Origin of the sequence: Krasilnikovia cinnamomea (assembly GCF_004217545.1) — a bacterium.
Taxonomy (GTDB): domain Bacteria; phylum Actinomycetota; class Actinomycetes; order Mycobacteriales; family Micromonosporaceae; genus Actinoplanes; species Actinoplanes cinnamomeus.
In genome coordinates, this window is the sequence record NZ_SHKY01000001.1 from 2,906,388 (window position 1) to 2,931,092 (window position 24,705).

26 protein-coding genes and 1 pseudogene are annotated in these 24,705 nt (G+C 72.2%); 8 read left to right on the forward strand and 19 right to left on the reverse strand.

Annotated features, from left to right (window positions below; genetic code table 11):
- Positions 1-27: 27 nt before the first annotated feature.
- Positions 28-666 carry an HAD family hydrolase gene (locus EV385_RS13095; protein ID WP_130509722.1) on the reverse strand — a complete coding sequence of 213 codons (639 nt, stop codon included), beginning with the start codon at positions 664-666 and terminating at the stop codon, positions 28-30.
- A 113-nt stretch (positions 667-779) separates the two neighbouring features.
- Between EV385_RS13095 and EV385_RS13100 the strand changes: the two genes are divergently transcribed.
- Complete coding sequence (locus EV385_RS13100; protein ID WP_130509723.1) at positions 780-1,097, forward strand: hypothetical protein; 318 nt, start codon at positions 780-782, stop codon at positions 1,095-1,097.
- A gap of 3 nt (positions 1,098-1,100) precedes the next feature.
- On the opposite strand, the gene EV385_RS13105 is transcribed toward EV385_RS13100, so the two are convergent.
- On the reverse strand, positions 1,101-1,493 hold the full coding sequence (locus tag EV385_RS13105; protein WP_130509724.1) for a hypothetical protein: 393 nt from the start codon (positions 1,491-1,493) through the stop codon (positions 1,101-1,103).
- A 50-nt stretch (positions 1,494-1,543) separates the two neighbouring features.
- A complete protein-coding gene (locus tag EV385_RS13110) occupies positions 1,544-1,960 on the reverse strand; it encodes a hotdog fold thioesterase (protein WP_242624857.1) in 417 nt (138 codons plus the stop codon).
- A gap of 130 nt (positions 1,961-2,090) precedes the next feature.
- Between EV385_RS13110 and EV385_RS13115 the strand changes: the two genes are divergently transcribed.
- Positions 2,091-2,339: a hypothetical protein gene (locus EV385_RS13115; protein ID WP_130509725.1), complete on the forward strand. Its 249-nt coding sequence runs from the start codon at positions 2,091-2,093 to the stop codon at positions 2,337-2,339.
- 16 nt (positions 2,340-2,355) lie between these two features.
- Here EV385_RS13115 and EV385_RS13120 read toward each other — a convergent pair whose 3' ends face one another.
- Genes EV385_RS13120 through EV385_RS13135 form a run of 4 tightly spaced genes read right to left on the reverse strand, consistent with a single transcriptional unit; the run spans position 2,356 to position 5,642 of the window.
- Positions 2,356-3,702, reverse strand: coding sequence for a PrsW family intramembrane metalloprotease (locus EV385_RS13120; protein ID WP_130509726.1), 1,347 nt, complete (start codon positions 3,700-3,702; stop codon positions 2,356-2,358).
- Positions 3,699-4,262: a hypothetical protein gene (locus tag EV385_RS13125; protein WP_130509727.1), complete on the reverse strand. Its 564-nt coding sequence runs from the start codon at positions 4,260-4,262 to the stop codon at positions 3,699-3,701. Before EV385_RS13125 ends, EV385_RS13120 begins: the two co-directional genes overlap by 4 nt.
- Before the next feature lie 46 nt (positions 4,263-4,308).
- A complete protein-coding gene (locus EV385_RS13130; protein ID WP_242624858.1) occupies positions 4,309-4,869 on the reverse strand; it encodes an RNA 2'-phosphotransferase in 561 nt (186 codons plus the stop codon).
- Positions 4,866-5,642 (reverse strand): class I SAM-dependent methyltransferase, encoded by a 777-nt coding sequence (locus EV385_RS13135; protein ID WP_130509729.1) that lies wholly within the window; start codon positions 5,640-5,642, stop codon positions 4,866-4,868. Before EV385_RS13135 ends, EV385_RS13130 begins: the two co-directional genes overlap by 4 nt.
- Before the next feature lie 19 nt (positions 5,643-5,661).
- Here EV385_RS13135 and EV385_RS13140 point away from each other — a divergent pair, with 19 nt between their 5' ends.
- Positions 5,662-6,033, forward strand: a complete 372-nt coding sequence (locus EV385_RS13140; protein ID WP_130509730.1) for a PPOX class F420-dependent oxidoreductase — start codon at positions 5,662-5,664, stop codon at positions 6,031-6,033.
- Between the two features lie 75 nt (positions 6,034-6,108).
- Here the strand turns inward: EV385_RS13140 and EV385_RS13145 are convergent, their stop codons facing one another.
- Together EV385_RS13145 and EV385_RS13150 are read right to left on the reverse strand one after the other, a co-directional pair.
- Complete coding sequence (locus tag EV385_RS13145) at positions 6,109-6,318, reverse strand: BldC family transcriptional regulator (RefSeq protein WP_014687221.1); 210 nt, start codon at positions 6,316-6,318, stop codon at positions 6,109-6,111.
- A 302-nt stretch (positions 6,319-6,620) separates the two neighbouring features.
- Entirely contained in the window at positions 6,621-7,460 is an 840-nt protein-coding gene (locus EV385_RS13150) for a DUF8083 family protein (protein ID WP_130509731.1), read from the reverse strand.
- A 149-nt stretch (positions 7,461-7,609) separates the two neighbouring features.
- Between EV385_RS13150 and EV385_RS13155 the strand changes: the two genes are divergently transcribed.
- Complete coding sequence (locus EV385_RS13155) at positions 7,610-8,689, forward strand: Glu/Leu/Phe/Val family dehydrogenase (RefSeq protein WP_130509732.1); 1,080 nt, start codon at positions 7,610-7,612, stop codon at positions 8,687-8,689.
- Positions 8,690-8,870: 181 nt separating this feature from the next.
- Positions 8,871-9,083, forward strand: a complete 213-nt coding sequence (locus tag EV385_RS13160; protein ID WP_130509733.1) for a DUF3073 domain-containing protein — start codon at positions 8,871-8,873, stop codon at positions 9,081-9,083.
- Between the two features lie 131 nt (positions 9,084-9,214).
- On the opposite strand, the gene amcA is transcribed toward EV385_RS13160, so the two are convergent.
- The 5 genes from amcA to EV385_RS13180 all read right to left on the reverse strand — a co-directional run bounded on the left by amcA (position 9,215) and on the right by EV385_RS13180 (position 13,936).
- On the reverse strand, positions 9,215-9,442 hold the full coding sequence (gene amcA / locus EV385_RS33875) for a multiple cyclophane-containing RiPP AmcA (RefSeq protein ID WP_165449464.1): 228 nt from the start codon (positions 9,440-9,442) through the stop codon (positions 9,215-9,217).
- Positions 9,408-10,514: a cyclophane-forming radical SAM peptide maturase AmcB gene (gene amcB, locus EV385_RS13165; RefSeq protein ID WP_130509734.1), complete on the reverse strand. Its 1,107-nt coding sequence runs from the start codon at positions 10,512-10,514 to the stop codon at positions 9,408-9,410. Before amcB ends, amcA begins: the two co-directional genes overlap by 35 nt.
- 212 nt (positions 10,515-10,726) lie before the next feature.
- Entirely contained in the window at positions 10,727-11,869 is a 1,143-nt protein-coding gene (gene purM, locus EV385_RS13170) for a phosphoribosylformylglycinamidine cyclo-ligase (protein WP_130509735.1), read from the reverse strand.
- Positions 11,870-11,957: 88 nt separating this feature from the next.
- On the reverse strand, positions 11,958-13,565 hold the full coding sequence (gene purF, locus EV385_RS13175) for an amidophosphoribosyltransferase (protein ID WP_130509736.1): 1,608 nt from the start codon (positions 13,563-13,565) through the stop codon (positions 11,958-11,960).
- Between the two features lie 86 nt (positions 13,566-13,651).
- Positions 13,652-13,936, reverse strand: a complete 285-nt coding sequence (locus EV385_RS13180) for a sterol carrier family protein (RefSeq protein ID WP_130513281.1) — start codon at positions 13,934-13,936, stop codon at positions 13,652-13,654.
- Positions 13,937-14,174: 238 nt separating this feature from the next.
- Between EV385_RS13180 and EV385_RS33880 the strand changes: the two genes are divergently transcribed.
- The gene (locus EV385_RS33880; protein WP_165449465.1) at positions 14,175-16,160 is read left to right on the forward strand and encodes a carboxypeptidase-like regulatory domain-containing protein; all 1,986 of its coding nucleotides are present in this window, start codon (positions 14,175-14,177) and stop codon (positions 16,158-16,160) included.
- 206 nt (positions 16,161-16,366) lie between these two features.
- Here the strand turns inward: EV385_RS33880 and purL are convergent, their stop codons facing one another.
- The 3 genes and pseudogenes from purL to purS form a co-directional block, all read right to left on the reverse strand.
- Positions 16,367-19,135: a phosphoribosylformylglycinamidine synthase subunit PurL gene (purL, locus tag EV385_RS13195; protein WP_130509737.1), complete on the reverse strand. Its 2,769-nt coding sequence runs from the start codon at positions 19,133-19,135 to the stop codon at positions 16,367-16,369.
- Between the two features lie 152 nt (positions 19,136-19,287).
- Positions 19,288-19,953: pseudogene (gene purQ / locus EV385_RS13200) on the reverse strand (phosphoribosylformylglycinamidine synthase subunit PurQ); the annotation flags it as partial.
- Positions 19,950-20,204 carry a phosphoribosylformylglycinamidine synthase subunit PurS gene (purS, locus tag EV385_RS13205; RefSeq protein WP_130509738.1) on the reverse strand — a complete coding sequence of 85 codons (255 nt, stop codon included), beginning with the start codon at positions 20,202-20,204 and terminating at the stop codon, positions 19,950-19,952. The pseudogene purQ and the gene purS, both read right to left, overlap by 4 nt.
- Before the next feature lie 316 nt (positions 20,205-20,520).
- Here purS and EV385_RS13210 point away from each other — a divergent pair, with 316 nt between their 5' ends.
- Positions 20,521-21,213 (forward strand): S1 family peptidase, encoded by a 693-nt coding sequence (locus EV385_RS13210; RefSeq protein ID WP_165449466.1) that lies wholly within the window; start codon positions 20,521-20,523, stop codon positions 21,211-21,213.
- 55 nt (positions 21,214-21,268) lie between these two features.
- On the opposite strand, the gene purB is transcribed toward EV385_RS13210, so the two are convergent.
- Complete coding sequence (gene purB / locus EV385_RS13215; protein ID WP_130509740.1) at positions 21,269-22,690, reverse strand: adenylosuccinate lyase; 1,422 nt, start codon at positions 22,688-22,690, stop codon at positions 21,269-21,271.
- Between the two features lie 134 nt (positions 22,691-22,824).
- On the opposite strand from purB, the gene EV385_RS13220 reads away from it, so the two are divergent.
- Positions 22,825-23,274 (forward strand): SCP2 sterol-binding domain-containing protein, encoded by a 450-nt coding sequence (locus EV385_RS13220; RefSeq protein ID WP_130509741.1) that lies wholly within the window; start codon positions 22,825-22,827, stop codon positions 23,272-23,274.
- Positions 23,275-23,286: 12 nt separating this feature from the next.
- Here the strand turns inward: EV385_RS13220 and purD are convergent, their stop codons facing one another.
- A complete protein-coding gene (gene purD / locus EV385_RS13225) occupies positions 23,287-24,528 on the reverse strand; it encodes a phosphoribosylamine--glycine ligase (protein ID WP_130509742.1) in 1,242 nt (413 codons plus the stop codon).
- Between the last annotated feature and the right edge of the window lie 177 nt (positions 24,529-24,705).

Below are 24,705 nucleotides of genomic sequence, written 5' to 3' on the forward strand. Positions count from 1 at the left end.
GGCGCGGCCACGAAGCGAACGAGAATCTCAGGCTTGGACGACGGAGGTGATGGCGGCGGCGCAGTCGTCGGCGGTCCGGGTCGGCCGGTACGGCAACCCGCCGGGCCATGACCGTCCGCGCGGCAGCCACACCGTGTCCAGCCCCACCGCGACGGCGCCGCCCACGTCGTGCTCGGCGTGGTCGCCGATCATCCAGCCGCGCAGGGGCAGCCCCACCTCCGCGGCCGCGAGTTCGTACATCCGGGCGTCGGGCTTGCGGACGCCCGCGCCTTCGGAGATCACCCAGCCGGCGACGAGCCGGTCCAGACCCGTGTGCCGCAGCTTCGACTCCTGCTGACGTACGGTCCCGTTGGTGACCACGACCGGCGACCAGCCGGCGGCGACCGCCTCGGCCAGGGCCAGCCCCACGCGCGGGTCCAGCTCCAGCTCCTTGACCATCCCCTCGCGCAGCTCCGCCAACACCGCCCGGTGGTCGGGCAGATCGAAGTACGCCGCGATGCTGCGGGCGAACCGTTCCCGCGGCTCGTAGCCGTCGTTGTCGGTCGCGATCAGCCATGCGACGTCGGCGGGACCGCCGCCGTGGGCGGGTGCCCATCCGGTCGCCCACCGTCGGAAGGCTGCCGTACGGTCGACGAGGGTGTTGTCCAGATCGATGAGCAGTAGCACCGCGCCAGTGTGACCGTTCGGGCAAATCCGCGCGGCGCGCGGGCGCCGGTTACCGCGGTTCCGCACCACTGTCAGGGAGTATCGATCTCGGTCACCGGTTGGGGAGGAGCGACGTGCCGAAGTTCACCAACGCCGCCGAGCAGGCGGCCTGGACGCTGGCCGAGGCCCTGAACGAGAAGGGTTTCGCCTGCATCAAGCAGGCGGAGGAGGCCGCGGAGATCTTCCGGTCGGGGAAGATGCAGATGCGGCAGGCGTTCAAGGAGCGTGGGCGATCCGAGGTGGATGCGGACATCCGCTGGTCCGGGATGACCCGAGCGAAGAAGGCACTGTCGGACAACGGCTGGTACATGGCCCAGGCGACGATGTATCACCAGGCCGCCGCCGCCCAGTACGCCAAGGCGCTCTACCTGCGCAACAGCGACGATCTTTGAGTGTCAGGCCGCGCGGTGGCGTAGCGTGGCCACGGTCGAACCGGCCAGCGTGAGCAGGCAGTCGGGTAGCTGCCCGTCGGCGATCGCCGCGCTGAACAGCGCCTCGCTGGTCGGCACGTCCCCGTTCGCGTACGCGCTGACGAACCGCGCCACCCAGCGCTTGTCGTAACGCGCGTCGTCGATGCCGGGGAACTCCAGGGTCCAGGCGCCGCCGCGTACCACGTCGCGGCCCACCATGGTGGCGGCGAGGCACCAGGCGACGTCCCACGCCCCGACCACCCCCGAACGGTCCACCACCGCGTCGAACGTGCCCACCACAGCATCGCTGTCGCCGCTGAGCGCGCAGTGCAGCACCTGCGCCGCGTCGTCGAAGGCGTGCTGAGGTACATCGGTCACGAGGAAAAAGGTACGTGGATCCGTCAAGAATCGCGCCCGAACCCCGCTGCTCAAGCCCCCCGGAGCAGGCAGGTGAGGCGGGCCGTGCAGACCCGGGCGCCGTCGGAGTCGGAGATGACGATCTCGTACGTGACCGCGGTCCGGCCCCGGTGCACGGGCGTGGCCACGCCGGTGACGACCCCGGAACGCACCGCCTTGTGGTGGGTGGCGTTGATGTCCACGCCCACCGCGTACGGGCGGTCCACGGTCGCGCCGTGCAGAGCGGCGCCGACCGAGCCCAGCGTCTCGGCCAGCACACATGACGCCCCGCCGTGCAGCAGGCCGTACGGCTGGGTGTTGCCGTCGACCGGCATCCGGCCCACGATCCGCTCGGGGGTGGCCTCGGTGATCTCGATGCCCATCCGGTCGCCGAGCGCACCGGTGCTGCTGCCGAAAAGCTCGGCCATGCCGTTCGCCGCTGTGTCCACGTCCGGGAACGTTACCGGCGACCTTGGGCCCGGACGCGCGACGCCGGTCACATCCCCGGACGGGGGGTGTTGTGCATCGAACCTACGTTTGGTGGGTATCGAGGCAGCCAGCCGCTTAGGGAGGCAGTTCATGACCGACCCCCGGGAGATCATCGAGACGCGCGGGACCGACCGAGTCGATCTGATCGCGCGCGACACCGACGGTGACGGCCAGCCCGACGTCTGGGTGTCCGACACCGACGGCGACGGCAAGCCCGACCTGTTCCAGTTCGACACCGACCAGGACGGCAAGGTCGACATCACCATGGTCGACCTCGACCAGGACGGCACCCCGGAGACCGTCGTCGACGGCGACGGGGGCCTGCCGCCCGCTGTCTGACCGCGCTTGTCAGCGCTCAGCCGCCGTCCAGGGCGGCCAGGGCTGCCCAGACGACCACGACGGCAAACGCCACCGTGACGAGCACCCATGCGCGCCTGACCCAGGCGTCGGGGCCGGTGCGGGGGGCGACCGCCTCGCGCAGGCCGAGTCCGCTCAGCACGGCCCGCTGCGCGCGGACCTCGGCACACCGCCGCAGCACCGCGGCGACCTGCGATGCTGCCTCGTTTCCGACCACGGCACCGGCCGCAATCGGCGGGCCGCCGGCCGAGGCGAGCGCCCACGCGCGGCTCAACTCGACCGCGAGCCGGGCCTGGGCCTGCTGCAGCCGGCGCACGGCCAGCGATCCGCGCCGGCCGTACCGGATCCGCGCGTGCCGCCGCGCCGCCGCGCGCTGCGCGCCCGACCGCAGGACCGCGAGTTCGCCGGGGGTGATCAGGCCGGGGTCGCGCAGCCGGGCGAGGTGGGCGGTGTAGAAGTCGGCCTCCCGGTCGTGCGCGCGCCGCACCAGCAACAGGATCAACAGCAGGGGCGGCAGACCCTTGAACACGAGTACGGCCAGCAGCCCGGTGGCACCGTTGCCGAAGCCGTCGCCGAACAGCGGCGCGTTCCACAGCACGTGCGCGCACCAGGCCCCGAACACCGCGAGCAGGGCCACCCCGAGCCGCGCCGGGCGGGACCGGTCCGTGCCGACGACCAGGTAGCCGATCCCGGCCCCGGCCAGCGCCCCGAACAGGGTGTGGCTCCAGACGCCGGCCAGGAACCCGCGCAGCAGGAACGTCGCCACCACCGGCTGCACGTCGTCGGTTCGCCCGGCCACCGCGACCGCGCCGAGCGAGAACACGATGTCCTCGACGATCTGGAAACCGAGCCCGACCATGGCGCCGTACACGATGCCGTCGAGCACGCTGTTGATCTGCGACCGGGCGATCAGCACGATGGCGACCACGCCGAGGGTCTTGGCGATCTCCTCGACCGTCGGCCCGGTGAGGGCCGAGCCCCACCCGGCGGCGAAGCCGGGCGAGGTCAACTTCGCCACGATGTCCTCCAGCGCCGCGCCCGCCGGGATGGACACGGCCGTGGCCACCAGCCCGCCCCACGCCAGCGCCGCCACCAGCAGCACGGTCGGCTCCCGTTCGAGGAAGTCCAGCTCCGTGACGAACAGCCAGAACGGTACGGCCAGCAGCGCGAACAGCACGGTCGCGGTCAGCGTGGCCAGCGGGAAGGCGGTGACGAACCGCCCGCCGATCTGGGCGATCCGCAGCCCGCCCGCGACCAGCAGCGCCGCGACGATCCAGCAGGCCGGCTGCCGGACGAGCCGGGCCGGCGACAGGCCACCGGGCTGCACCGGAGCGTGCGCGGTCACGGCACCGCCCGGTAGCTCAACGTACGGGTACTCGTGTCGATCATGGGCAGCCGCAGTCCCAGGTCCAGCTCGGTGCCGCTGACGGTGACCTCGATGGTGCGGCCGTCGGCCACGAAGACGGCGTACCGGCCGCCCCGGCCCGGTGCGGTGTACCCGCCCTGCAGCCCGGTCAGGCCGCTGGCCGTGGCGATCGCCAGCTGGGTGCCGGTCACCTGGTAGCCGGGGGTGCCGGTGATGCGTTCGCGCAGCCGGGTCGCGGCGGCGGCGAGGGTGCCGTCGAAGGGCTGCACGGAGATGGCGTACCGGACCGGACCGATCCGGAACAGGGCCGTGCCACGGTCGTTGCCGGGCCGCGTCCCGGTGACGTCGACGGTGGCGCCGGGCGGCGGCACGACGCTCACCCCGCCCCCGACCGCGTACGGCCGGTCGGCCCGCACGGCCCGTTCGGCGGGCAGCGCGCGGTCCAGCGCGGGCAGCCCGAACGCGAGCACCGCGAGCGTGGCGACGATGGCCAGTGCGCCGAGGAGATTCGTCAGCTCATGCCGAGTGAACCTCCGCATCACTAAACGCTAGCGGGTGAACGCGGAAGGTGCCGGACGGACCGATCTACGGGTGGTCTTCGGCGAGGTATCCGGGCGGGACGGCCGCGGTGAGCCAGACGCCGTTGTCGGTGCGGTGGAAGACGTACCCGGCGGCCGCCATGTCGGCCGCGGCCACGCGCAGCACGGCGACCTCGGCGGCGCGGCGCCGGCCCACGGCCACCGCGGTCGGCACGTCCGCGGACAGGTGTACGTGGTGCCGGCTGCCCGGCCGCAGCCCGGCGCGCCGGATCGAGGCCAGGTTGGTCGCCGGGGTGCCGTGGAACAGGGTGGCCGGCGGTGCGACCGGGGGCAGGTCCAGGTCGACGGGGACCCGGCGGGAGTGGCCCTGCCGGGCCCGGATCCGCTCCACCCCGTCGGGCCCGGTTTCGATCGCGAAGCGCTGCTTGTCGTTGCCCGCGACCACGGCGTCCAGTTCCGCCCGGTCGATGCCGAGCGCGGCCAGCAGCGCGGCCACCGGGGTCCAGCCGTTGCCGTCCAGGACCAGCCCGGCCTGTTCGGGGCGGTGTCGCAGCAGCATCGAGACGCGCCGGCTCACGCGCACCTGCTGGCGGGTGAGCGTAGTCAATTGGTGAGCTCCATGACCGCAAGGTAGTACGGCCGGTCGGCGTCGTCGATCGATATCAGCCGCCATCCGGTGCCCGCCAGCAGCGACTCCAGTTCGGCGACGGAGCAGACCAGGTAGTCGAACCAGTCGGTGGCCAGCAGCCGGTAGCGCAGCCGCAGGCGCAGCTGACCACCGAGCCGCCCACGCGCCCGATTCCGTTCGTGGTACGACACATGCACCGGATCGGTGGTGCCGTACGGGTCGGTGCCCTGGGCGATGATCCGGGCGCCGGGCCGGGCCAGGGCCGCCAGCGCGGCGAGGAACTCCGGGGCGCGCTCGCGGCTCTCCAGCAGCGCGAGGTTGTTGCCGAGCAGCAGGAACGTGTCGTACCGGGCGGGGGCGCGGGCGTACTCGTCGACCGTGCAGCGCACGGTGTCGCGCAGTCCCCGCCGCCGCGCGATCTCGATCGCCCCGGCGGAGATGTCCAGGCCGGTGACCGCCGTGCCGCGGCGTTGCAGTTCGATGGCGATGCGGCCGGCCCCGGCGCCGATGTCGAGCACGGCACCGCGGACCAGGCGCAGGGCGCGGTGGTCGTGCGGCTGCCAGTCGTCGGGTTCGCTGAGGTACTGGTCGGCGGGGGCTCCGTTGATCAGGCCGTCGTCGCGTTCGATGATCTCGATGACCGGACGGGGCACCCGGCCGCCCGCGAGGGGGCGCGGCCCGATCCCGGTCCGCACCGCGTACGCATCGCGGAGCAACTCGCCGAAGACATCACCGATGGGTGGGGCGTCCATTGTCACTAGTCTTGTGCGCATGGCGACGCTGGAGCAACTTGCCACGGAAAAGTACGTCCTGCTCACGACGTTCCGCCGGGACGGCAGGGCGGTGCCCACGCCGCTGTGGGTGGTGCCGGACGGCGCCGGGCTGGGCTTCTGGACGGTCGCCGGCTCGGGCAAGCTCAAGCGGATCCGCAACAGCGGCCGGGTGACGGTCGCCGCCTGCGACATGCGCGGCAATCCCAGCGGCGATGCGGTCGAGGCGCAGGCCCGCATCGGCGACGAGGCCGACCGCGAGCGTGTCAAGGCGGGGATCCGCAAGAAGTACGGCGTGTTCGGCCGGCTCACCCTGCTGTTCAGCCGGATCCGCCGGGGCACCGACGGCACGGTCGCCGTCCTGGTGAACTGACCGGAGTACGAAGAAGGGGCGATCGCCTACCCCAGCGCTCGCCCCTCGCTCCGGTCCCTTGGTCGACTGTTTGCGTCAGTCACCCTGTCGCTGCGTGGGAATCTGCCCCTGCAGCAAAGCGCGAACCTCCGACTCCCGGTAGCGACGGTGCCCGCCCAGCGTGCGGATTGCGCTGAGCTTGCCGGCCTTCGCCCACCGGGTGACGGTCTTCGGGTCGACGCGGAACATCGACGCCACCTCGGCTGGGGTCAACAGCGGCTCAGGATCGTGCGTACGCGATGCCATCGGTTACTCCTCCACAGGTACCTAAAGACATCGGCCGGGGTCCCGCCGGCCGGTGCGTCTCTCATGGTCCGGCTAGTCCCCGATGTCCGACATGGGCCGAACGGCCGAACGTCCCTAGATAGACGGTTGAAGCATGCCCGATTTATGCACGTTTTCTACGCCAGAAAGTGTCTCGTTTGGACCGAAAATCACGCTTCGAGCGACGGTGATTACGAAGAGTGTTCGCCTTGAGAGCGCTCTCTCATGCCGTGATCATGCCCGTTCGTCCGGATTCCTCAGATCACGGCTACCACGCCGGTCGATCAGTTGCAGCGCTCCAGCAACTGCACCCCGCGCCACCGCGCCACCAACTTCTCGTACGCCTCGGTGGCCGCCTCCGCGTCGCCGCGCGACAACGCCGACAGCCCCGCCGCCACCAGTCCGGGCGAGTCGTCCTCGGCCAACATCTCGTCGGGCAGCAGATTCACCAGGCCGCCATAGTCCAGCTCGACGATCGAGCGCGGATGGAACTCCTCCAGCCACCGGGCCCCCTCCTCCACCGCCTCGGTGATCGGGGCCTCACCCAGCGCCTTGCGCAGCACCGACACCCCGCGATGGGCGCGGCGCCGGGCCTTACTGATCTCCGTCCGGTAGCGCAGGACCCGGCGGCGGCCGCCCAGCGCGATCTCCCGCTCCTCCAGATCCACGAAGACGAACCAGCGCAGTGGCACCCCCCACGTCGCGATCTGCTCGTGCACCCGGGGCACCCCGCGCTCCAGCACCTTCGCCCCGTTGCGCCAGTCCTCCACGACCGCCTTCGCCTGCCCCGCCAGCACCGGCGGCACGAACGCGTCCGCCAGCACACTGGGCACCCCGCTACGGGCGCTCAGCGCCGCCTCGGCCACGCGCAACCGCAGGTTCCACGGACAGACGAGCAGCGATTCCTCCCACTCCAGCACGTACGCCTCGTCGGGCAGGTCGGGCAGGCGGGTCCAGCCCGCGCCCAGCGCCTCCAGCACGGCGGTGCGCTGCTTGACCGGCCCCTCGACCGGACCCAGCGCGCGGCCCTCGGTGGCGTACCGGCGCCAGAAAACCTGCCGGTCGCGGTCGAAGGCGGTCAGGGGCTCGTAAACCCGCAGGTACGACGCGAACAGTGACGGCACGGCGCGAGTCTTTCACGAAATCGGCCGTGGCTGACTTCCCGCGCGGGGGGAATCCGAAGGTCGATTTCCCGATTAGGCTTCCGGTGTCGGCAGACCCCGCCGATCAGGGCCTCACAAGGGCCCACCCCAAGGAATCAGGAGAGCAAGCGATGGGCGTGTTCATCAACGACGGCAGCGACGCCGACGGGCACGAACAGGTCGTCTTCTGCCAGGACCGGCACACCGGCCTGCGGGCGATCATCGGCATCTATTCCACCGCCCTCGGGCCCGCCCTGGGCGGCACCCGCTTCTACCCGTACGCCTCCGAGGAGGAGGCCCTCACCGACGTGCTGCGCCTCTCGCGCGGGATGGCGTACAAGAACGCGCTGGCCGGGCTCGACCTCGGCGGCGGCAAGGCCGTGATCTGGGGCGACCCGGGCCAGCTGAAGAGCGAGGGCCTGCTGCGCGCGTACGGCCGCTTCGTGGAGTCGCTGAACGGCCGCTACTACACCGCCTGCGACGTCGGCACCTACGTCGCGGACATGGATGTCATCGCCCGCGAGACCCGCTTCGTGACCGGCCGCAGCGTCGAGCACGGCGGCGCCGGGGACTCCTCCATCCTCACCGCCTGGGGCGTCTTCCAGGGCATGCGGGCCGCCGCCGAGCACCTGTGGGGCAGCCCCACCCTGGCCGGGCGCCGGGTCGGCGTCGCCGGCCTGGGCAAGGTCGGCCGGTACCTGGTCGCCCACCTGATCGACGACGGCGCGTCGGTCGTCGCCACGGACGTCAACGAGGCCGCGCTGCAGTGGGCGCGCACGACGTACCCGCAGATCGACCTGGTGGCCGACACCGACACCCTGATCACCGGCGACATCGACGTGTACGCCCCGTGCGCCCTCGGCGGCGCCCTGGACGACGACACCGTGCCGCTGCTGCGCGCCAAGGTCGTCACCGGCGCCGCGAACAACCAGCTCGCGCACCCCGGCATCGAGAAGATGCTGGAGGAACGCGGCATCCTCTACACCCCCGACTACGTGGTGAACGCGGGCGGGGTCATTCAGGTGGCGGACGAGATCGAAGGGTTCAACTTCGAGCGCGCCAAGCTGCGCGCAACCAAGATCTTCGACACCACGCGGCAGATTCTGCGGCTGGCCGACGACGAGGGTGTGCCGCCGGCGGTCGCCGCCGACCGGTTGGCCGAGCGACGCATGGCGGAGGTCGGCCGCCTGCGCACCATCTACCTCGGCTGACCCGCCTCTGACACCGTCGCGCGTCCGGTGCCCGGCAGGCCGCGACGCGCGGCGGTGTCACCCGAGAACCCGAGGTGCCGAAGGCGGCATCGTCCATGTACCGTAAGAGCCACGAGAGATGCCTGACGTCATCGGGGCCCGCCTTCGGGCTGCCCCGAATTCTGTGCGAGGGGGTCGAGCCATGGGGCGCGGCCGTGCTAAGGCCAAGCAGACAAAGGTGGCCCGGGAGTTGAAGTACCACTCCCCGAACACCGACCTCACCGCCTTGCAGCGCGAACTGGCGGGTGCCGGTAAGTCGGATCATCATTTCGACGACGACCCGGACGAGTTCGTCGACGACGATGAGGACGACGCGGACGACGACCAGGACACCTGGTCGCCTTCGCGGCGCTGACCTTCGTACTGCGCAGAGCACGCGGCACTCCGCGTGCTCCTGTGTGTCGCGGGCCGAGGCGGATCGACGTTTTCGGTAGGGAACGAGACGCCCACGCGGGGTGACCCGCGTGGGCTCGCCTTGCTGCAGGGTCAGCGGGGGCGGTTGTTCCAGTTGTAGAACGTCGGGATGTTCTCGAAGTGGTTCCACGCGCAGACCGCGGAACCCTCCTGCGCACCGGTCTCCGCTCGCTGTTGCCGCGCGACCTCCGCCTCGCGCAGCAGTGCGGCAAGTCCCGCCTGGGTGTCCTGCACCCGCGCCGTCACGGGATCCGTCTCCCCGCGGTCAGACTGCGGCCGTGGGCTCGTGATCTCGCGCATGGTCCAGCACTCCCTCGAGTAGGCGAATCTTGCTGTTGCGGCAGTGGTCCGTCGTCGTGCCGTCGAAGCGCCCGTGCTCGAAGTAGCGGTTCGCCGCGTGGGCGCCACCGCAGAACCCGAAGTAGGGGCAGGTGCTGCGGCAGGCCTCGACCCCGTCGAGGAACTCCCGGATCCACGGCGTGCCCAGCGCACCCGCGAGGATCTCCGCCAGCGGCGTGGTGAGCACGTTGCCGCTGGTGAAGTCGCCGTACCGGGGGTCGGAGAAGCCGGCCAGCTCGGGCGAGAGCAGCACGACCGAGCCGTCGTGGGCGACGGTGGGGATCGGATCCAGGCGGCGGGGCAGCACGTCGTCGGCGGTGCCGTCCAGCACCGAGGCCACATAGCGCAGGGACCATTCGATCTCGCGTACGTGGATGCGGGGGTCGCGGCGCCAGGCGTCGACGAGTTCGGCCCAGAACCCGGTCACCGCCGCGGCGGGATGGCGGTTGGTCCGGGTGTTGACGCCCTCCAGCTCCTCGACGTTGATGCCGAGCACGTCACAGCCCAGGTCGAGGAAGTACGCGTACAGCTCGGCGGCCAGGCCGGGCTCGGGGCGCGCGACCACGCAGAGGGCCGAGAACGGGATGCCGTGCCGGCGCAGCGCCTCGACGCCCGCCACGATCCGGTCGTACGCGGGCCGTCCGCCCCGGTTGACCCGGTCGCCGTTGCGCTCCCGGGGCCCGTCCACGCTCACGCTGACCCGGATCCGGTGCGCGGCGAAGAACTCGCACCACGCGTCGTCGATCAGGGTGGCGTTGGTCTGCACGTGATGCTCCACCGCCGGGCCGAACGGCGCCAGCAACGCGGCGAAGTGATCGCGGCCGGCGGCCAGCGGCTCGCCGCCGTGCCACACGACCGAGAACCGTCCCGTGCGGGACCACGGCTCGACCGCCGCGGCGACCGCCTCGGCCACGGCCAGTGGCATGCGGCGATCATCGGCGCGGAACGGGAGATAACAGTAGGAACAGTCGAGGTTGCAGAGCGTGGTGGGCTGCATGACGACGTAGGTGGGCACGGCCGAGATGCCGCGCATGCCGTTGAAGGGGCCTCCGTGTCGAGGCCGCGAAACGGCCACCCGTCCACCTCCGTCCGCCAACGTCGTCGACTCAGGCCAGCCTAGGTGCCGCCGTCCACCCGAGTGGGCCCACCCCTCCGCTTGCTGTGACACCGTGTAACCGAAACGACGATCCGCGCGCGCCGACCGATCGACACGCGCGGATCATTGCACACCCATCGCGCAGAAACTCACCCGCGCGTGTGCTGGCCCATCATCTGCACCTGGCCGGTGCCCTCGACAACCTCGCCGACCTGCCACGCTTCGACGCCACGGCCGGTCAGGTACGCCATCGCCCGGTCCGCGTCCTCGGCCGAGACGATCGTGAACATGCCGACGCCCATGTTGAACGTGGCCTCCATCTCCGCGTCGTCGATCCGCCCCTTGGCCTGGATCAGATCGAAGATCGACTGCGGGCGCCAGGTGGCCCGGTCGACGACCGCGTCGACGTGGTCCGGCAGGATCCGGACCAGGTTGCCGGGGATGCCGCCGCCGGTGACGTGCGCGAACGCCCGGACGTCCGTCTCCTCGATGAGGCCGAGGCAGTCCTTGGCGTAGATCTTGGTGGGGGTCAGCAGCTCCTCGCCGAGGGTCCGCTGCCCGCCGAAGTCGTCCACCACGGTGTCCAGCCGCATCCGGCCCGCGCCCAGCAGCACGTGGCGGACCAGCGAATACCCGTTGGAGTGCAGGCCGGACGAGCGCATCGCGATCACCGCGTCGCCCACCTCGACCTTCTCGCGGCCGAGAATCTCGCTCTCCTCCACCACGCCGACGCCGGTGGCGGAGACGTCGTACTCGTCCGGGCGCATCACGCCCGGGTGCTCGGCCGTCTCGCCGCCCAGCAGGGCGCAGCCCGCGTACCGGCAGCCGTCGGCGATGCCGGCGCCGATCTCCGCGACCCGGTCCGGCACGACCTCGCCGCAGGCGATGTAGTCGAGCAGGAACAGCGGCTCGGCGCCGCAGGCCACCAGGTCGTCGACGACCATGGCGACCAGGTCGATGCCGATCGTGTCGTGGATGTCGAGCTGCTGCGCGATGACCAGCTTCGTGCCGACGCCATCGGTCGAGGAGGCCAGGATGGGGCTGCGGTACTTGCCGGCGTTCAGCCGGAACAGGCCCGCGAAGCCACCCAGGTCGCCCATCACCTCCGGGCGGGTCGTCTTCTTGACCTTGGTCTTGAGCAGCTCGACCGCGCGGTCGCCGGCGTGGATCGAGACCCCTGCGTCCGCGTACGTGACCGTCCGCTTCCGCGGGGCGCGGCCCGCACCCGCCGTCCAGGGCTGGCGGTCGGCGCCATCGGCACCGGCACTGTTGCGCTCGGACACGTGCGTCACGGTTCTCCCCTTTGGTGCGCGTGGTGCGCGGTTACTTTGCCGGTGCTGCCGGTGTTTACGACGTCTGTGTGCTGCGGTGGGTTCCGGGTCAGGGACGATTCAGCGCGTCCCCGCCGCCCGGACTGGCGACGAGGGGTGCCCCCCGATTCTCGTCGGTGTGCTCGGCGTTCTCATACTCGGCCTCCAGCTCCGCCACCGCGGCGGTCGCCTCCTCCGGTGTGGCCGACGGCATGGCGGCCCGGCGTCCGACGCCCTCGAGCAGGTGCTTGCCGATCAGATCCCCGGCCGGGAGCTCGATCGGATACTGACCATCGAAGCAGGCCATGCAGAGCCGCGTCTTCGGTTGCTCGGTCGCCGCGACCAGGCCGTCCAGCGAGACGTAGCCGAGAGAGTCCGCGCCGATCGAGCGGCGGATGCCGTCGATCTCCAGGCCGTTGGCGATCAGCTCGGCCCGGGTGGCGAAGTCGATGCCGTAGAAGCAGGGCCACTGCACCGGGGGCGAGGAGATGCGTACGTGCACCTCGACCGCGCCGGCCTCGCGCAGCATCCGGACCAGGGCGCGCTGGGTGTTGCCCCGCACGATCGAGTCGTCGACGACCACGAGGCGCTTGCCCCGGACGACCTCGCGCAGCGGGTTCAGCTTGAGCCGGATGCCGAGCTGGCGGATGGTCTGCGACGGCTGGATGAAGGTACGCCCCACGTACGCGTTCTTGGTCAGGCCCGCGCTGTACGGGATGCCGGACGCCTCGGCGTACCCGATCGCGGCCGGGGTGCCCGACTCCGGGACCGGGATGACCAGGTCGGCCTCGACCGGGTGCTCCTTGGCCAGCCGGCGGCCGATCTCCACCCGGGCCGAGTACATGTTGCGGCCCGCGATCGTGGTGTCCGGGCGGGCCAGGTAGACGTACTCGAACAGGCAGCCCTTCGGCTCCGGCGCGGCGAACCGGCTGGAGCGCAGGCCGTGCTCGTCGACGGCGATCATCTCGCCCGGCTCGACCTCGCGGACGAAGCTGGCGCCCACGATGTCGAGCGCGGCGGTCTCGCTGGCGACCACCCAGCCCCGCTCCATCCGGCCGAGCACCAGCGGGCGGACCCCCTGGGCGTCGCGGGCGGCGTACAGGGTGCTCTCGTCCATGAAGACGAAGCTGAACGCGCCGCGCAGCCTCGGCAGCACCTCCAGGGCCGCGGCCTCGACCGACAGGTCGGGGCGGGCGGCCAGCAGCGTGGTGACCAGCGCGGTGTCGGAGGTGGCCAGGCGGTCGTTCTCCAGGCCGCGCTCGGCGACCTCGCGGGCCAGCTCGGCGGTGTTGACCAGGTTGCCGTTGTGGGCCAGCGCGATGGTCGTGCCGGCCGTGGTGGCGCGGATGGTCGGCTGGGCGTTCTCCCAGTTCGAACCGCCCGTGGTGGAGTAGCGGGTGTGCCCGATGGCGAGGTGCCCGCGCAGGCTGGCGAGGGTGGGCTCGTCGAAGACCTGCGAGACCAGGCCGAGGTCCTTGTACACCACGACCCCGGAGCCGTCACTCACCGCAATGCCCGCCGCCTCCTGGCCGCGGTGCTGTAGCGCGAAAAGCCCGAAATAGGTGAGTTTCGCGACCTCTTCCTCGGGGGCCCAGACACCGAAGACGCCGCAGGCATCCCGGGGACCGTGCTCCTGTGGGTCGAGATCGTCGGTCAACCGGCCGTCGCCTCGGGGCACCTGCTCGCTCCCTCACGTGGTCTGCTCGACTCGCGGGTCAGTTCCGACGGACCAGTGTACGCGAGGCCGCCGCACACTACCCGGGCTCAGTCGCCATCGACCAGCGGCAGGAGGGCCGACAGGTCCGTCCGGGTCCCGCTGGCGGTGACCCGCCCGGCCGCCACCGCGTCCGCCCAGCCCAGCCGCCCCACGGCCAGCAGCACCCAGGTCACCGGATCGGTTTCGACCACATTGGGCGGTGTGCCGCGAGTATGCCGCGGACCCTCGACGCATTGAATCGCACCGAACGGTGGAACGCGCACCTCCACCGAACGGCCGGGGGCACGGCGCGCAAGGTCCGCAAGGGTGTGCCGGACCGCGTCACGCAGCATCGTTCGGTCGGGTTGAAGGCCGCGGCTCAGCGCGTCCACCACGGCCGTCAGGGACTCGGATTTATTGTGCGCACGGGACACGACGGGACGATACGACCCGGCCTACGAATATTGCTCGGCGGCCCTGGGTCGCGCAGAGGACGTTGAACAAGGCATAGTGACCGACGGTGTGTATTCGTCGCGGGATCTACCGGGCAACCTGAGCTGCCGGAGACCGTGCGACCGGAAGGCGGTGGACGTGACAACGCACCTACGTGCCCGGGCTGTCCAGGCCGGTGCGTTCCTGGCACTGACCGGCGGGATTCTGGTGATCGCCCCGGCGGCGGCCCAGGCTGCCCCGCCAACAGTCTCGATCGACAGCCTGTCGTCGACGGATGTGCCTTCCGGCGGCCGCACGACGGTGCGGTACACCATCACCAACGGCAACAACGCGACGCCCGGCGGTGACGCGACGATCCGGGTGTCGGTCACCGGCATGGGGTGCAGCGGCGACTGCAGTCCGGCCGCGAAGATCGAGGCCGGGCAGAGCCAGAGCTTCACCGCGCAACTCACCGCCCCGCCGGTCGACCCGGGCCAGACCAAGACGGTCACGGTCCAGATCGCCGCGTCCCTCGGCTCCGAGACCGATAACGCGTCCCAGACCGTGACCGTGCGCGGTGCCGACAAGCCGAAGACCGTGCGGCAGATCTCCGGCCGGGTCAAGGACAGCGACGGCAAGGCCCTGTCCGGCGCCACGGTGGGCCTGCAGGACAGCGCCGGCCACCGGTACAGCACCACCAGCGGCAACGACGGCGGCTACCAGTTCACCTCGTCGGACTCCCAGCCCATCGCCACCGGCAACATCATCGTCGGCGCGGCGAAGTCCGGCTTCAAGACCGTCACCGTCAACGTGCAGGGCGAGGCCAATCGGGCCATCAACGTGCCGCTCACCCTCGCCTCCGTCGCCGCCACGCCGACCGCGACGCCGTCGGCGACCGCCACGGCCAGCGCGCAGCCCTCGACGAACGCCGCGGTCGACCCGCCGACCGAGCCCACGGAGACACCCGCCGCGGGCCCCGAGCCGACCAACGCCGCCGCCAACCAGGACAGCGGTTCCGGCTCGCTGCTCTTCATCATCCTCGGTGGACTGCTCGTCGCCGCCGGGATCGGCGCGATCGTGCTCGTGCTGATGCGGCGCAAGGGCAACGACGACGACTCCGACGGCTCCGCCGCCAGCGGCGCCACCCCGCAGAGCCCCAACCGGTACCCCGGTGGCGACGCGACCCGGGTAGGCGCCCCGGCCGGCAGCGGCGCCAACGAGGCCACGATGGTCACGGCGGCGCCCTCGATCCGCGACGCGCCGACCATGCTGCAGCAGCCGGTACCGGCTGCCGACGAGTTCCCCGACCCGTACGGCGCACCGCCGATGCCGCAGGGCAGCTACGCCGGCCCCGGTGGCTGGGGCTCCGCCCCCGCCGCGGCCGGCGCCGCCGGGGCGTACGGCGCACCGGCGGTCGCGGCCGGCGGCTACGGCCAGTACGGCGCCGCGGCGGTTCCCGCCCAGGCCAGCGGCTACGACGACTACGGCTACGCCGCGCCCGAGCACGAGGACGGGTACGGCGGTTACGGCGCGGCCGACGGCTACGGCGGGGCGCAACAGCAGCAGCGCTACGACGAACCGACCGGCATGTACCGCCCGCAGCCCGCAGGCGGCTACGACCAGGGCCCCGGATACGACCAGGGCTATGGCGACCAGGGTGGCTACGGCGCCGAGCCGGAGTACCCGCCCGCCGGGCGCGGCCGCCCCGACGCGGGTGGCGGCGCCTACCGGTCCGGCGGCTACCCACCGGCGCCCGGCGGTGGCCCCGACCAGGGCGGCTACGGCGCCTGGTCCGGCCCGGGCGGCGGCGCACCCCCCGCCGGTGGCGGGTACGGCGGCGCTCCGGCGGCCGGTGGCGGGTACGGCCCGCCGACCGCCGGGTACGGCCCGGGTGAGGGCTACGCCCCCGCCCCCGGCTACGGCCCGCCCGCCGGCGGCGGATATCCCGACCAGGGTGGCCCCGGACACGCGGGCCAGGGCGGCGGCTACGACGCCCGCGCCACGTACGGCCGTCCCGGTGGCGGCTACGGCGGCCCGCCCGAGCAGGGCCAGGGCCGTGGTGGACACCGCGACGACGAGGGCTACTACGAGCAGGGTGGCCGCCAGGGCGGGCCACCGCCCCAGCAGCAGTGGCATAACGGCTGATCCCACGCTCTACGGCGAAGGCCGACCCCGGATCCGGGGTCGGCCTTCGCCGTTCCAGCCGGTCGGCGGCCAGGAGCGCGGAACCGCAGTAAGCGGCCAGGAGCGCGGACCGCAGTAGGAAGGGCGCGCAAACAGCGACGCGCCACGGCGGGCCGGGGCTCGCCGTGGCGCGGTCGTGCTTGTCTGGGCGGGGAAGGCGGGCGGTATCAGACGCCCGTGCTGTCCGCCTTACCGGCAGTCTCCGTCTTACCAGCGGTCTCCGTCTTACCAGCGGTCTCCGTCTTACCAGCGGTCTCCGCCTTGTCGGCTCCGGACGGCTGCGGGGTTTCCGGTGCGTCCTTGGCCGTGGCGGCCGCCTCGGCTGTCGCAGCGGCTTCGGCCGCCGCAGTCGGCGTCGCCTCGGCGGCGGGCCCGTCCCCCGGCTCCGTCGTGACCGGCGTCTGCGACGCCGTACCGCCGGTCGCGGTCGGAGCAGCGGCCGGGGCCGTCTCCTCCGGCCGGGACGCCGCCTCCTCGGCCGCCTGCCGGGCGGTGAGTTCGGCGGCGCCGCCGAACAGCCGGGGCATCGTCTCCGAGTACGCCGCCCGCAGCTCGTCCAGCCCGATGGTGAACTGCCCCTGCAGCTCCAGCGCGGGCTCCGCCGTGGTCACGCCGATCGGCGTGCAGGTGACGTGGTGTTCGGCCGCGAGGGCGACGAACGCCTTGTCGTGTCCGCGCGGCACCGCGACCAGGGCCCGGCCCGCCGACTCGCTGAACAGGTGGACGAACGGGGTGAGTTCACCGACCGGCGCGGGCAGGGTGACGCGCGCGCCGACGGTGTGGCGCAGGCAGGACTCCACGAGAACCTGGGCGAGGCCACCGTCCGACAGGTCGTGCGCGGCGTTGACGTGGCCGCGTACTCCCGCGGCCGCCAGCAGCGCACCGAGCCGCTGCTCCTGCACCAGGTCCACCTTGGGCGGTCGGCCGCCGAGGTGGCCGTGGGTGACCCACGCCCACTCGGAGCCGGACAGCTCGCAGGCCGTGTCGCCGAGCAGGAAGAGCAGATCCCCGTCGGCGGCGGGCGGGGTGCGGAAGCCCATCGGTACGCGGCGGGCGACGTCGTCGAGGACGCCGAGGACACCCACGACCGGGGTCGGGTGGATCGCCGCGGCACCCGTCTGGTTGTAGAAGCTGACGTTGCCGCCGGTGACCGGGATGCCGAGCTGCTGGCAGCCGTCGGCCAGGCCGCGCACCGCCTCGGCGAACTGCCACATGACGGCCGGGTCCTCGGGGGAGCCGAAGTTCAGGCAGTCCGTGACGGCGACCGGCTCGGCGCCGGTGACGGCGACGTTCCGGTACGCCTCGGCCAGCGCCAGCTTCGCCCCCTCGTACGGGTCGAGCCGGGCGAACCGGCCATTGCCGTCGACCGACAGCGCGACCCCGAGACCGGTCTGCTCGTCGAGGCGCAGCACCCCGGCGTCCTCGGGCTGGGCGAGGACGGTGTTGCCGAGCACGTACCGGTCGTACTGTTCGGTGATCCAGGTCTTGTCGCACAGGTTCGGCGAGGCGACCATGCGCAGCAGGGTCTCCCGCAGCTCGTCCGGCGTGGACGGCCGGGGCAGCGTCTCGGCGCGGTCGGCCTGGAGCAGGATCAGGTCGGCGGGCTCGCGCAGCGGGCGCGCGTACACCGGGCCGTCGTCGGCCAGCGAGCCCGGGGGCACGTCGACGACGGTGTAGTCGTTCCAGCTGATGACCAGGCGGCCGGGCAGGCCCGGGGTCTCGCTCGGGGTGACCTCGCCGATCGCGGTGGCCCACACCCCCCACTTCTCGGCCGTCCGCAGCACCGCGTCGAGCTTGTCCGGCGCGACGATGAGCAGCATGCGCTCCTGCGACTCGCTGGCCAGGATCTCGGTGGGCGACATCGACGGCTCGCGCAGCGGCACGCGTTCCAGGTAGACCCGCATGCCGGTGCCCGCCGCGGCGGCGGTCTCGGTGAGTGCGCAGGTCAGGCCCGCGCCGCCGAGGTCCTGGATGCCGACGACCAGGCCCGCGTCGTACATCTCCAGGCAGCTCTCGATGAGCAGCTTCTCCATGAACGGGTCGCCGACCTGCACCGACGGGCGGCGCTGCTCCGCGCCCTCGTCGAAGGTGGCCGACGCCAGCACGGAGACGCCGCCGATGCCGTCGCGGCCGGTACGCGCACCGAGCAGCACGACAACGTTGCCAATGCCCGCGGCTTCCTTCTTCTGCAACCGCTCTACCGGCAGCACGCCGATGCTGAGCGCGTTGACCAGCGGGTTGCCCTGGTAGCACGGGTCGAAGACGACCTCGCCGCCGATGTTGGGCAGGCCCAGGCAGTTGCCGTACCCGCCGATGCCGGCGACGACGCCGGGCAGGACGCGGGCGGTGTCGGGGTGCTCGGCGGCGCCGAAGCGCAGCGGGTCCATCACCGCGATCGGGCGGGCGCCCATGGCGAGAATGTCGCGGACGATGCCGCCGACGCCGGTCGCCGCGCCCTGGTACGGCTCGACGAAGCTGGGGTGGTTGTGCGACTCCACTTTGAACGTGACCGCGAGGTCGTCGGAGATCTGCACGACGCCCGCGTTCTCCCCGATGCCCGCGAGCATCCGGGTGTTCTTCGGCGCCTTCTCGCCGAACTGGCGCAGGTGCACCTTGCTCGACTTGTACGAGCAGTGCTCGCTCCACATGATCGAGTACATGGCCAGCTCGGACGCGGTGGGGCGGCGGCCGAGGATCTGGCGGATGCGGTCGTACTCGTCGTCCTTGAGGCCCAGGTCGGCGTGCGGCTGGAGCTCCTCGGGCGTGGCGAGCGCGCGCTCCACCGTGTCGGGCCCGCCGTCGAACTGGCTCACCAGCACGTCCGTGGCCGCGAAACCGGACGGCTTGGCCGGCCCGGCCGACGCGGCCGGCGGCTGGTTGGGCACCCCGCGCGGCGTGGCCGCGCCGCTGGTCGCGGTGTCGGGCTGCGTGGTCATCGCTGTGCTCCCTGTCCCCCTGCGAGCTGCGCGCCGTGCTCCCCTGCGAGATGTCCTCCCGCGACCTGCGCGCCCTGTCCCCCTACGACCGACGCGGCGGGTCCCCCCTGGACCTGCGCGCCGACAAGTGCCGCTTCCTGCCCGGCCCCCGCCAGGTGCCGCAGGACGGAGGTGAAGAAGCCCAGGCCGTCCAGCGAGGGGCCGGTGAGCGCCTCCACCGCGTGTTCCGGGTGCGGCATGATGCCGACCACGTTGCCCGCCGCGTTGGTGATCGCGGCGATGTCGCGCTGCGAACCGTTCGGGTTGCCGCGCAGGTAGCGGGCGACGACCCGGCCCTCGGCCTCCAGCTCGTCGAGGGTGCGCTGGTCGGCGGCGAAGCAGCCCTCACCATTCTTCACCGGGATCAGGATCTCCTGGCCCGGCGCGTAGGCGTTCGTCCAGGCCGTGCCGGTCGCCTCCACTCGCAGCCACTGGTCCCGGTTGCGGAAGTGCAGGTGCTGGTTGCGGGTGAGCGCGCCGGGCAGCAGGTGGGCCTCGCAGAGGATCTGAAAGCCGTTGCAGATGCCCAGGACGGGCAGGCCACCACGGGCGGCGTCCGCGATGGTCTCCATCACCGGGGCGAACCGGGCGATGGCGCCGCAGCGCAGCGCGTCACCGTACGAGAAGCCGCCGGGCAGGATCACCCCGTCGACGCCGTGCAGCTCCGGGTCGCCGTGCCAGAGGCGGACCACCTCGGCCCCGGCGATGCGCGCCGCGCGGGCCGCGTCGCCGTCATCGAGCGAACCGGGAAAAGTGACCACACCGATCCGCATGGTCACGCGCCCTCGGCAACGGTGTCGTCGAGGCGGATCGAGAAGTCCTCGATCACGGGGTTGGCCAGCAGCTTGTCCGCGATCTCGCGGGCCCGGTCGAGGTCGGGCTCACCCGCGAACTCGATCTCGATGCGGCGGCCGATGCGGACGGAGGAGACATCGGAGATCCCGAGCCTCGGCAGCGCGTTGGCGACCGCCTGGCCCTGCGGATCAAGGATCTCCGGCTTGAGCATGACGTCGACGACGACGCGGGACACGGGCACTCCTGACTGTAGGTGCGCAGCGGGTGCCCCGGGAACGGGGCGAGCGGCCAAAGCCTACCCTGTGACATCCCCCTGCGGCGTATCGGCCGGTGTCGGCAGGCCGACGATCACACGTCCTGAACAGGTAACTTCGGCAGGCGTCTCCGCCCCTTCACCGAGCGTGACCATCACACGGTGATAGGGGGTACGTGAAGTCTTGTCGCAGGCCAGACCACCTCTTACGGTCAGTCGATCAACGTCGATGGGCCTGAACGCACGGCTACCCCCTCTCGGCCGCGCGCCGCCTCGACCTGACTGGAAGGAGTCCGGCGTGCGTTTCCATGCCGTCGTGGTCTCCCTGGCCACCACCCTCACGACCGTTCTCGCGGTGCCCGGCGCCGCGTCGGCGGTCCCCAAGGATCCCGCCGGTCCGAGCAACATCATCGGCGGCACCACCACCCGCTCGGCCCCCTGGGCCGCCGCGGTCCTCAGCGACGGCGAGTTCACCTGCTCGGGCACGATCATCTCGGCGAGCTACGTGCTCACCGCCAAGCACTGCCTCGGCGGGGCGATGTCGGTCCGGGTCGGCAGCGTCAACCGCACGTCGGGCGGGGTGACCCGGGCCGTGACCGCCACCGCGAGCCGCCACGATCTGGCCCTGCTGAAGCTCGCGTCGCCGGTCAGCACGACCTTCATGCCGCTGGCCGACGCGGACCCGCCGGTCGGATCCATCAACTCGATCTATGGCTGGGGCCGCACCTGCTTCAGCGGCTGCGCCGCCTCGATCACCCTGAAGACGGCGACGGTCCGGGTCGACGACACCGACGCCAGGGACGACGGCGGCGGCCGGGCGCTGCAGAGTACGGGGCGCAGCGGCGCGGCCTGGCGCGGGGACTCCGGTGGCCCGGAGATCTACAACGGCGCCCAGGTGGGCGTCGCGTCCCTGGCCGACGGCCAGACACTGCAGATCTACGGCAGTGTGGCCGCCAACCGGGCCTGGATCACCTCGGTCGCGGGGGTGTGATGCTCCGCCGGGCGCGGCGTGCGGCAGATCCGCCGCGCCCGGCGGCTCCAACGGACTAGAGGATCGGGGCGGGCGTGTACCCGGCCGCCTCCGGGTGGGCCGCGACGATCTCGGCGATCCGGGCGGCGACCGCCTGGACCTGCGCCGGGGCGGCACCCACGAACGCGGCCCGGTCGGCGACCAGGGCGTCGATCTCGGCGCGGGACAGCCCCAGCCGCCCGTCGGCGGCCAGCCGGTCGAACAGGTCGTTGTCGGCGGCGCCCTTCTCCCGCATGGCCAGCGCCACGGCCACCGCGTGCTCCTTGATGACCTCGTGCGCGACCTCCCGGCCCACGCCCTTGCGCACGGCCGCGACCAGCACCTTCGTGCTGGCCAGGAACGGCAGGAAGCGGTCCAGCTCCCGGGCGATGACCGCCGGGTATGCACCGAACTCGTCGAGCACCGTCAGGAACGTCTGGAACAGCCCGTCCGTGGCGAAGAAGGCGTCGGGCAGCGCGACCCGGCGCACCACGGAGCAGGAGACGTCGCCCTCGTTCCACTGGTCACCGGCCAGCTCCCCGACCATGGACAGGTAGCCCCGGACGATCACGGCGAGGCCGTTGACCCGCTCCGACGAGCGCGTGTTCATCTTGTGCGGCATCGCCGACGAACCGACCTGGCCCGGCTTGAAGCCCTCGGTGACCAGTTCCTGGCCGACCATCAGCCGGATCGTGGTGGCCAGCGACGACGGCGCCGCCACGATCTGGGCGAGCGCGGAGACCACGTCGAAGTCGAGCGAGCGCGGGTAGACCTGCCCGACGCTGGCCAGCACCCGCCGGAAGCCCAGGTGGGTGGCGACCCGCTGCTCCAGCTCCGCCAGCTTCGCGGCATCGCCGTCGAGCAGGTCGAGCTGGTCGGCCGCGGTGCCGACCGGACCCTTGAGGCCGCGCAGGGGATAGCGCCCGATCAGATCATCGAGCCTTTCGTACGCGATGAGCAGCTCCTCGGCCGCGCTCGCGAACCGCTTGCCCAGCGTGGTCGCCTGCGCCGCGACGTTGTGCGAGCGCCCGGTCAGGACCAGCTCGCCATGCTCGACGGCCAGTGCGGCCAGCCGGGCCAGAGTGGCGACGACCCGGTCGCGGATGAGCTCCAGCGACGCCCGGATCTGCAACTGCTCGACGTTCTCGGTGAGGTCGCGCGAGGTCATGCCCTTGTGGATGTGCTCGTGCCCGGCCAGCGCGCTGAACTCCTCGATGCGCGCCTTGACGTCGTGCCGGGTGACCCGCTCGCGCTCCGCGATGCCGGCCAGGTCGACCTGGTCGACGACCCGCTCGTACGCCTCCACCACCCCGTCGGGCACGGCGATGCCGAGGTCGCGCTGCGCGCGCAGCACGGCCAGCCAGAGCCGGCGCTCCATCCGGATCTTCTCCTCCGGGGACCACAGGGCGACGAGGTCGGCGGAGGCGTAGCGGGCGGCGAGGACGTTCGGTACGGTCACGCCCGCGATTCTTCCATGGGCGCCGGCAACCACCCCGGGCGCCGATGAGCAGGGCAGTGGGAGACTGCGGAACGAGCCCATTGTCGCTAGGGTTACCCGTCAGTAGCTCCGGCGTTCATTGCGAAAGGTCCACGATGACTGATTTCAGTTCCGAGTCGCTCGCCTCGATCGGCCCGAAGGAGTTCGCCCAGCTCGTCAAGTCCACCCCGGACGCGAAGATCGCCGAGGTGATGGCGTCCGGCGACCGCGGCAAGATCCTCGACGAGGTGTTCGACCGGATGCCCGGGCTGTTCCGCGCGGACAAGGCCGGCAGCACCCAGGCCGTCATCCACTGGGCGATCACCGGCGGCGCGACCGGTGACGACACCTACGAGACCGTGATCGAGAACGGTGCCTGCACCGTCACCAACCAGCCGGCCCGCGAGCCGAAGCTGGCCATGACCATGGACCCGGTCACGTTCCTCAAGGTCGTCTCGGGCGACGGCAACCCGATGATGATGTTCATGACCGGCAAGATCAAGGCGAAGGGCGACCTCGGCCTCGCAGCCCAGGTCGCGAAGCTCTTCGACCTGCCGAAGTCCTGACCCCCGGCCCGATCAGGGCACGGCGATCTGCCCCTGGGCGGCCCGCAGCGCGATGTCCGTGCGATGGTGCGAGCCGTCCAGGGTGATCCCGTCGACCAATGCGTACGCGGCTTCGCGGGCGCCCGCCAGGTCCGCCCCGGTAGCGGTCACGCTGAGCACCCGGCCGCCCGCTGACACCAGGGCACCGTCCGCGCGCCGGGCCGTACCCGCGTGGATCACCCCGGGTGCCTCCGCACCCGAGATGACATCGCCGGTACGCGGCGGCCCCGGGTAGTTGTGGCTGGCCACCACCACGGTCACCGCCGCGCCGGAACGCCAGCGCAGCGGCGGGTGCTCGGCCAGCGTGCCCGTGGCGGCGGCCCGCAGCAGCCCCGCCAGCGGCGTCTCCAGCAGCGCCAGCACCACCTGGGTCTCCGGGTCGCCGAACCGGGCGTTGAACTCGATCACCTTCGGGCCGCCCGGGGTCAGCGCCAGCCCGACGTACAGCAGCCCGGCGAACGGGGTGCCCCGGCGGCGCATCTCCGCCAGCGTCGGGTGCACGGTCTCGGCCATGACCCGCTCGACCAGGTCGGCCGGCGCCCACGGCAGCGGCGCGTACGCGCCCATCCCGCCGGTGTTCGGGCCCGCGTCGCCGTCGCCGACCCGCTTGAAGTCCTGCGCCGGCATCAACGGCACCGCGGCGGTCCCGTCGGTCACCACGAACAGGGAGACCTCGGGACCGGACAGGAACTCCTCGATCACCACCCGGCCGCAGTCGCGGGCGTGCGCCCGCGCGGCCGCGCGGTCCTCGGTCACCACGACACCCTTGCCCGCGGCCAGCCCGTCGTTCTTCACCACGTACGGCGCGCCGAACTCGTCCAGCGCCTGCTCGACCTCGGCCTCGATGGTGCAGGCGTACGCCCGGGCGGTCGGCACCCCGGCGGCGGTCATCACGTCCTTGGCGAACGCCTTCGAGCCCTCCAGCTGCGCGGCAGCCCCGGACGGCCCGAAACAGGCGATGCCCTTCTCGCGTACGGCGTCGGCGACGCCCGCCACCAGCGGGGCCTCCGGGCCGACCACGACCAGGTCGGCGCCCACCTCGACGGCGAGCGCGGCCACCGCGGCCGGGTCGGTCGCGGTCACCTCCCGCAGCTCGGCGACCTGGGCGATGCCCGGGTTGCCGGGCGCGGCAACGAGCTGGACGGCGGGGTCAGCGGCAAGCCCGAGCGCGAGCGCGTGCTCGCGCCCCCCGGACCCGATCAGAAGTACGCGCACGTCCGCCGATCCTACTTTCCGCATCCGCCAGCGAGGGCGGCGCGGTGGTCCTTGATCACCAGGTGGGCGCGGGGGCCGTGGCGGGCGGCGCATTCGCGTAAACTTCGGCAGTACCCGGGCCTCTCCGCGTACGTGTTCCGACGGAAGCGTGTTCGACCGAAGGCTTGGGGAACCGAA

What these genes read in the sequence shown, in the direction of transcription:
- EV385_RS13115 (WP_130509725.1), top strand. Translation starts at nt 2,091, where the DNA reads ATGACCGACCCCCGGGAGATCATCGAGACGCGCGGGACCGACCGAGTC.
- EV385_RS13125 (WP_130509727.1), bottom strand. Translation starts at nt 4,262, where the DNA reads ATGCGGAGGTTCACTCGGCATGAGCTGACGAATCTCCTCGGCGCACTG.
- EV385_RS13135 (WP_130509729.1), bottom strand. Translation starts at nt 5,642, where the DNA reads ATGGACGCCCCACCCATCGGTGATGTCTTCGGCGAGTTGCTCCGCGAT.
- EV385_RS13140 (WP_130509730.1), top strand. Translation starts at nt 5,662, where the DNA reads ATGGCGACGCTGGAGCAACTTGCCACGGAAAAGTACGTCCTGCTCACG.
- EV385_RS13145 (WP_014687221.1), bottom strand. Translation starts at nt 6,318, where the DNA reads ATGGCATCGCGTACGCACGATCCTGAGCCGCTGTTGACCCCAGCCGAG.
- EV385_RS13155 (WP_130509732.1), top strand. Translation starts at nt 7,610, where the DNA reads ATGGGCGTGTTCATCAACGACGGCAGCGACGCCGACGGGCACGAACAG.
- EV385_RS13160 (WP_130509733.1), top strand. Translation starts at nt 8,871, where the DNA reads ATGGGGCGCGGCCGTGCTAAGGCCAAGCAGACAAAGGTGGCCCGGGAG.
- amcA (WP_165449464.1), bottom strand. Translation starts at nt 9,442, where the DNA reads ATGCGCGAGATCACGAGCCCACGGCCGCAGTCTGACCGCGGGGAGACG.
- amcB (WP_130509734.1), bottom strand. Translation starts at nt 10,514, where the DNA reads ATGCGCGGCATCTCGGCCGTGCCCACCTACGTCGTCATGCAGCCCACC.
- EV385_RS13180 (WP_130513281.1), bottom strand. Translation starts at nt 13,936, where the DNA reads ATGCTGCGTGACGCGGTCCGGCACACCCTTGCGGACCTTGCGCGCCGT.
- purL (WP_130509737.1), bottom strand. Translation starts at nt 19,135, where the DNA reads ATGACCACGCAGCCCGACACCGCGACCAGCGGCGCGGCCACGCCGCGC.
- EV385_RS13220 (WP_130509741.1), top strand. Translation starts at nt 22,825, where the DNA reads ATGACTGATTTCAGTTCCGAGTCGCTCGCCTCGATCGGCCCGAAGGAG.